The sequence below is a fragment of the Citricoccus sp. genome, from assembly GCF_032154715.1.
Lineage (GTDB): Bacteria > Actinomycetota > Actinomycetes > Actinomycetales > Micrococcaceae > Citricoccus.
Genome location: NZ_JALDXU010000018.1, coordinates 37,550 through 44,149, shown reverse-complemented (window position 1 = coordinate 44,149; position 6,600 = coordinate 37,550). Strand labels below are relative to the sequence as shown.

The 6,600-nt window shown below is 71.0% G+C and carries 5 protein-coding genes; 4 read left to right on the top strand and 1 reads right to left on the bottom strand.

From position 1 onward, the window contains the following. Window positions 1–50 precede the first annotated feature (50 nt). Window positions 51–1,403 (top strand): MFS transporter, encoded by a 1,353-nt coding sequence (locus RUH65_RS05180; protein WP_313816184.1) that lies wholly within the window; start codon window positions 51–53, stop codon window positions 1,401–1,403. Between the two features lie 6 nt (window positions 1,404–1,409). Here RUH65_RS05180 and RUH65_RS05175 read toward each other — a convergent pair whose 3' ends face one another. Further along, the gene (locus RUH65_RS05175; RefSeq protein WP_313816182.1) at window positions 1,410–2,393 is read right to left on the bottom strand and encodes a phosphatase PAP2 family protein; all 984 of its coding nucleotides are present in this window, start codon (window positions 2,391–2,393) and stop codon (window positions 1,410–1,412) included. Between the two features lie 163 nt (window positions 2,394–2,556). Here RUH65_RS05175 and RUH65_RS05170 point away from each other — a divergent pair, with 163 nt between their 5' ends. From RUH65_RS05170 to RUH65_RS05160, 3 genes are all read left to right on the top strand, one after another. Beyond that, window positions 2,557–3,159: a hypothetical protein gene (locus RUH65_RS05170; RefSeq protein ID WP_313816180.1), complete on the top strand. Its 603-nt coding sequence runs from the start codon at window positions 2,557–2,559 to the stop codon at window positions 3,157–3,159. Window positions 3,160–3,272: 113 nt separating this feature from the next. Beyond that, window positions 3,273–4,382: an o-succinylbenzoate synthase gene (locus tag RUH65_RS05165; protein WP_313816178.1), complete on the top strand. Its 1,110-nt coding sequence runs from the start codon at window positions 3,273–3,275 to the stop codon at window positions 4,380–4,382. A gap of 149 nt (window positions 4,383–4,531) precedes the next feature. Then, on the top strand, window positions 4,532–6,589 hold the full coding sequence (locus RUH65_RS05160; RefSeq protein WP_313816177.1) for a PhoX family phosphatase: 2,058 nt from the start codon (window positions 4,532–4,534) through the stop codon (window positions 6,587–6,589). The last annotated feature ends 11 nt before the right edge of the window (window positions 6,590–6,600 follow it).

Here is a 6,600-nt window from a genome sequence, read left to right as displayed (position 1 = left end):
CCCCCCCCCGCTCCGGTAGCGTGGTTCTCCAGTCCAGGGAAAGGCGAGCCATGTCCGCAGCCGAGGGCCGGCGTCGCCGGTTCGGGGGTTTCCGCGGCGGACCGCTGGAACAGGCCTTCCAGATCTATGCGCCCTCCGCCGTCTACGCGGTGGGCCTCGGCGCCATCATGCCGGCCATGGCGCCCGCCGCCACGGCGTTCGGCGCCTCACTGGCGCTGGCGGCCGCCTCGGTCACCCTGGTCAGCATCGGCTCCCTCGTCGCCAACGCGCCCGCCGCCTGGCTGGCCTCCCGCGCCGGCGAGCGGATCACGATCATCGTCTCCGCCTGGGTAGGATCTCTCGGCGCCCTGGTGACCCTGGCCGCCGTGGCCGGATGGCTGCCGGTGGCGGATCACACCGGACTCGGCCTGCTGCTCGCCGGCCTGGTGATCGTGGGCATGGCCGGCGCCGGCTTCAACCTCGCCCGGCAGTCCTACCTCGCGGTGGCCGTCCCGGGCAGCCACCGGGCCCGGGCGATGTCCACCCTCGGCGGCACCATCCGCATCGGCATGTTCGCCGGGCCCTTCCTCGGGGCCGGACTGCAGACCGTCATGGGCCTGCAGGGTGCCTTCGTGGTCGCCACGGCGGCCATGGTGCTCGCCGCCGGCATGAGCTTCACCATCAAGGACCTGCCCGTGCCGGGGACGACGCCGGCCGGTGGCACCCAGCCCGCCGCGCCCACCGCTGCCCCCGCCGCTGCCCCCGCGGCTGCTCCGACCGCTGCGTCCACTCGATCAGCCGCCGCCGGGGCGGGCCCTCGGCCCACCATGCGCTGGCTGGCCCGCCGGCACCGCCGGGTGCTGCTGACCGCCGGCATCGGCGTGCTGTGTCTGTCCGCGGCGCGGGCCAGCCGCTCCGCCGTGATCCCGCTGTGGGCCACGGAACTCGGCTTGAGCCCCGCGGCGGCCTCCGCGGTCTACGGGCTCACGGGGCTGGCTGACCTGGTGATGTTCTACCCCTCCGGGTTCCTCATGGACCGCCGGGGACGCCGTGTGGTGGCCGTGTTCTGCATGGCCGGACTGGCCCTGGGCACGGCGCTGGTGCCGTTGACCGGATCCCCCTGGTGGTTCGCCGCGGTGGCCGTGGTGGTGGGCCTGGGCAACGGCTTCGGCTCCGGGATCGTCATGACGCTCGGCGCCGACTACTCGCCACCCGAGGGCCGGCCGCAGTTCCTGGCACTGTGGCGGCAGCTGTCCGATGTCGGCATGCTCACCGGACCGGCGGTGCTCTCCGCCGTCACGGGGCTGGCCGGGCTGGCCTTCGGCATCTGGGCCGTGGCCGTGATCGCGGCGGCCGGTGCCGTCATCTTTGCCCGCTCGCTCCCCAAGGGGCCCGGGTCGGTGGCGGATCTGGTGGCCCGCTAGCCGATGCTAACCCCGTGGTGCTGCCGGCCGGCGCCGCCCGGACTGCCAGCGGAAGAAGCCGGAGAGCGCCGCGAAGACCAGCAGTCCCGGACCGGTGGCGAGCAGCACGCCGTAGAGGAAGTGCCACCCGGAATACCAGTCCGGTGCGGCGGTCAGGGCCGCGGTGCCCCCGGCGGCTTCGAAACCCCACCAGGCACCCAGCAGCATTGCGCCACCGACGGCCCAGAGGGCCACGTCCCACAGTGGATGACCGCCGGGATGTGGATGGCGGGCGGTCCGCGTGCCGCGGATGTTCCAGTCGGCGCCGGTCCGCAGGATCACATAGCCGGCCACCAACCCCCAGAACGCGGCCACCAGGTACGCCGCCACCATGTCCGCGGGGCGGTGCCAGGTCTCGATGAAGGTCCCCGCTCCCACCGCGGTGGCGAACACGGCCCCCACGGCGGCGGTCATCGGCCGCCAGCGCGGGGCGACCATGAGGAACACCGCCACCACGGCGGCCGCGGCGAAGGTGGTGTGACCGGACGGCAGTGAATTGCCGGTGTAGTACGGCACCCCGTTGTCCAGGTCCGGACGCACCAGCACCCAGTTCTTCAACAGTTGCGTGGTCAGGTTCGCCGCGCCGAACGCCACCGCCGCCACCAGGGACGCGAACCAGCGCCGCCGGTAGACCGTCAACACCAGGAACACGCCGACGCCGGCCACCCCCACGATCTCCGGCAGCCGGTTGAGCACGGTGAGGGTGGACCCCCGCAGTCCCTCGAGCCGGTGTGTGGCCGCCTCCAGGGCCATGAACTCGGCCAGTTGGCCGGTCTGGGTGGTCACAAAGACGCGGTACACCAGCAGGAGCAGGGCCGCGCTCACCGCCGCGGCCAGCACCCAGGCCCACGTGCTGCGGGCCGGTCGGAGCAGCACGGTGGCCCGAGTGGCACGCGAGTGCCGGCCGGGGCCGGGGCCGGCCTCCGCGGGGTTGGAGACTGCAGGGGACATGCGTGCCATTGTGGTCCACACGGCTGGGAGGACTCCGAACATCCGGCCGTGGCGGTGGTCACTCAGCCGTCCACCTCAGGGTCGAGTGTTCTTCGCCGAATGGTCATCCCGCGGTCAGCGGATGCTGGACCGTCGGTAGGGGTGGAGGCTTACTGTAGGGGCCATGGCACACCTTGCGGGCCCCACTCCTGAGCTGGCCGCGGTCCGACAGGCCCTGTCCGTCTTCGGGCCGACGAGCCGCCAGGAACCCCTTGACTGGGCCGGGGAGTTGCCCCTGGCCCCGGAGCTCGTCCGGTTCTACCGGGAGGTCGGGCCGGAGTGGATCGAGATCGACACCGCTGGCCTGCCCTTCCTGTTCTTCCCGCTGGAACGGCTCTGGGACGAACAGGCCGGCTACCGCTGGAACCCCCGCACCGGTGCTCTGCTGGTGGACTGGAACGACGAGTGGACGGTGGTGGCCAAGCAGGGCCCCGACCCCTTCATCCTCGACGGCCTGACGGGCAAGATCCTCACCGCACCGGGGGAGGACGGCTGGGAGGACCGTCTTGAGGAGCCCGAGCCCACCTTCGGCTCCGTCGAGGAGATGACGCTGGCCCTCACCGCCACCGGCAACGCCTGGGCGCGATGGGACGATCCGTTCGACGAGGACTGGAACCTGCGCCCGGAGACCACGGCCTCCGTGGTCGAGGCCATGGAAGCTGTCCTCGGTGATCACGCCCGAGCCGCCTCCGTGGCGCGCAAGTTCGGCTACTTCGCCGCGGTTTGAGGCAGACTGCCCGGATGCTCCTCCCGTCAGTTGGGAAGAATGTCGCCTCAAAAGCACCCGGGTAGGCGTCAAACTCCCCATCTGACGGACGCAGCCGTCCGTAGACTGGCGGGATGACCGCCGCCAGTCCTCCCGCAGACGTCCCAGACGGCCTCCCGCCCCTGCCCGGCGCTCCCGGCGGGTTCCCGCTGCCGGAGCTGGACGAGCTCCTGGAGGGCGCCGTCGTGGTGGCCCAGCCGATGCACACCCGCTTCCGCGGCGTCACCGTGCGCGAGGCCATGCTGCTGCAGGGGCCGGCCGGGTGGGCCGAGTTCTCCCCGTTCGCGGAGTACGGTCCGCGGGAGTCCTCGCGCTGGCTGGCCGCTGCGATCGAAGCGGGCTGGCAGGGCTGGCCGGCGCCGGTGCGGCACGTGGTCCCCGTGAACGCGACGGTGCCCGCGGTGGCCGCGGCCGACGTCGGACGGGTGCTGGACTCCTTCGGTGAGGTGCCCGCCGTCAAGGTGAAGGTCGCCGAATCGGGCCGTACGGGTCCCGAGGGGGTGGCGGAGGACGTGGCCCGAGTGGCCGAGGTCCGCCGGCTGCGTCCCGGGGCGGCGCTGCGGATCGACGCCAACCAGGGCTGGGACCACGCCACGGCGCTCGCCGCCCTGCAACGGCTCGCGGAGCACGGGCTCGAGTACGCCGAGCAGCCCGTGGCCGGGATCGAGGGGCTGGCCCGGCTGCGCGAGGCCCTCCACGCCGCGGGGACGCCGGTGCGGATCGCCGCCGATGAGTCCGTGCGCCAGGAGACCGATCCGCTCGCCGTGGCCCGCGCCGGCGCGGCGGACCTGGTGGTGGTCAAGGTCCAGCCGCTCGGCGGGGTGCGGCGCGCCCTGGGCATCGTCGGGGCAGCCGGCCTGGACGCCGTGGTGTCCTCCGCCCTGGACACCTCCGTGGGGATTGCCGCCGGGGTGGCGCTCGCCGCGAGTCTGCCCGCGCTGCCCTACGCCTGCGGGCTGGGCACCGTGGCGCTGTTCACCGAGGACGTGGTGGTCCCGGCGTGGCTTCCCGACGCCGGCCGGCTGGCTTCCATTGCGTCCGGTGGGTCCGGTGCGTCCGGCGCTTTGCGGGCCCGCCCCGTCCCGGACCCTGCGGCCCTGGCGCGACTGCGGGCAGACGAGGAACGGCAGCAGTGGTGGCGCCAGCGCCTGGCGCAGGCGCATGGGGTGCTTTCGGCGGCGTGACGTGGAATTGCGTGGCATGGGCATGACCTAAATACACCTCACTCAGTGTTCACCGGGACGTCACCGGGCGGTGACCGGACGGCGCATTGACGAGGTCAGTCTGTGAGGGCCTTGTGAACGTCACCGTCACCACCTGAAGAGGGAAACCCATGCTGAAACGCCACCTGCCCATGGCCGGGCACACCCGCGGAAACCGCCTGCCGATCACCTGCGAACTGAAATGCGGCAATGCCTGCAGCCACGAGGCACCGAACACCTCGGGCAACACCCACTTCCGGGACGTCGCCAACGCCGCGATCTCACGCCGTGCCGCCCTGGGACTCGGAGGTGGCCTGGCCGCCGCCGTGGTCGTCGGCGCGACCGCCCTGCAGAAGGCTCCGGAGGCAGTGGCTGCGAACGGGTTCCACCCCACGGGCGGCGGCAAGCTGCCCTTCGAGGCCATCGCCCCGGTGGAGCGCACGGTGGACACCGTGACCGTCCCCGCAGGCTACGACTGGGCCCCCATCATCCGCTGGGGAGACCCGCTGTTCGATGACTCCCCGGAGTTCGACCTGGAGAACCAGACAGGCGCATCCCAGGCCAAGCAGTTCGGCTACAACTCGGACTATCTCGATGTCTTCTCCGACGGCGGCAACGACCGCACCGGCTTCCTGGTGAACAGCCACGAGTACACCAATGAGAACATCATGTTCTCTCCGGAGTACCTCAAGTCCAACCCGAAGGACGTCATCGAGGCAGCCATCGAGGCCCACGGACTCTCGATCGTTGATCTGAGGCGTGGGGGTAAGGGCCAGAAGTGGGAGTACGTCCGAGGAGGCCGCCGCAACCGCCGCATCACCGGCTCCACCTTGTTCACCGTGGACGGACCTGCCGCGGGAGCCGACCTGTTGAAGACCAAGGACGACACCACCGGAACCAAGGTGCTGGGAACCCTGAACAACTGCGCGGGCGGCACGACGCCGTGGGGCACGGTGCTCTCCGGCGAGGAGAACTTCAACCAGTACTTCGTCGGCACCGGTGCGGAGGCCGAGCGCCGTATCGGGATTACCCCGGGACCGTCATCCCGCCGCTGGGAGACCGTGGATCCCCGGTTCAACCTGAACAACGAGGGCTACGCCAACGAGGCCAACCGCTTCGGCTGGATCGTGGAGATCGATCCGGAGGATCCGACATCCACCCCGGTCAAGCACACGGCGCTGGGCCGCTTCAAGCACGAGGCCGGCACCGCGGTCATCTCCCGGGACGGTCACGCGGTGGTCTACTCGGGAGACGATGAGCGCAACGACTACGCCTACAAGTTCGTCTCGCGTCAGAAGTACCGCAAGGGCGACAAGAAGCACAACATGACCCTGCTCACCGAGGGAACCCTGTACGTGGCCCAGTTCAACGGCAACTCCCCGGAGTCCGAGATCGACGGCTCCGGTGACGTTCCCTCGGACGGAGACTTCGATGGCTGGGGCCGCTGGATCCCGCTGGTGAAGAACGACAAGTCACTGGTGCCGGGGTTCACCGTGGAAGAGGTCCTGGTCAACACCCGCCTCGCTGCTGACACCGTGAACGCCACCGCGATGGACCGCCCGGAGGACTTCGAGACCAACCCGGTCACTGGCAAGGTCTACATGGCCCTGACCAACAACTCGCAGCGCGCAGCCGGAGGCCTCCACGAGGCCAACCCCATCCCCGGCAACCGTGACGGCCACGTCATCGAGATGATCGAGCGCCGCGGCGACCACACCGCGGAGCGCTTCAACTGGAACATCCTGTTCCTGGCCGGCGACCCGGGGCAGGACGGCAACCACGCCTACTTCGACGGGGTGCCGCTGGACCAGGTCTCACCGATCTCCTGCCCGGACAACCTGGCCTTCGACTCCGAGGGCAACCTCTGGGTCTCCACGGACGGCCAGCCCGGCACGATCGGCTATTGCGACGCCCTGCACAAGGTCACCCTCGAAGGCCGCGACCGCGGCCTCGTGGAGCAGTTCCTGGCGGTGCCGGCCGATGCCGAGACCTGTGGGCCGGTGATCCACGATCAGGACAACTCCGTGTTCGTGGCCGTGCAGCACCCCGGCGAGGGTGGCGCGTGGGGGGCCCATACCTCCTACTTCCCGGACTTCGTCCCGGAGGGGCCCTTGAAGGGGGACAAGGTCGCCGTCCCGCGCCCGGCCATCGTCCAGGTCTACTCGACCACGGGCAACAACGGCCGCTGACCCGAGGCGCA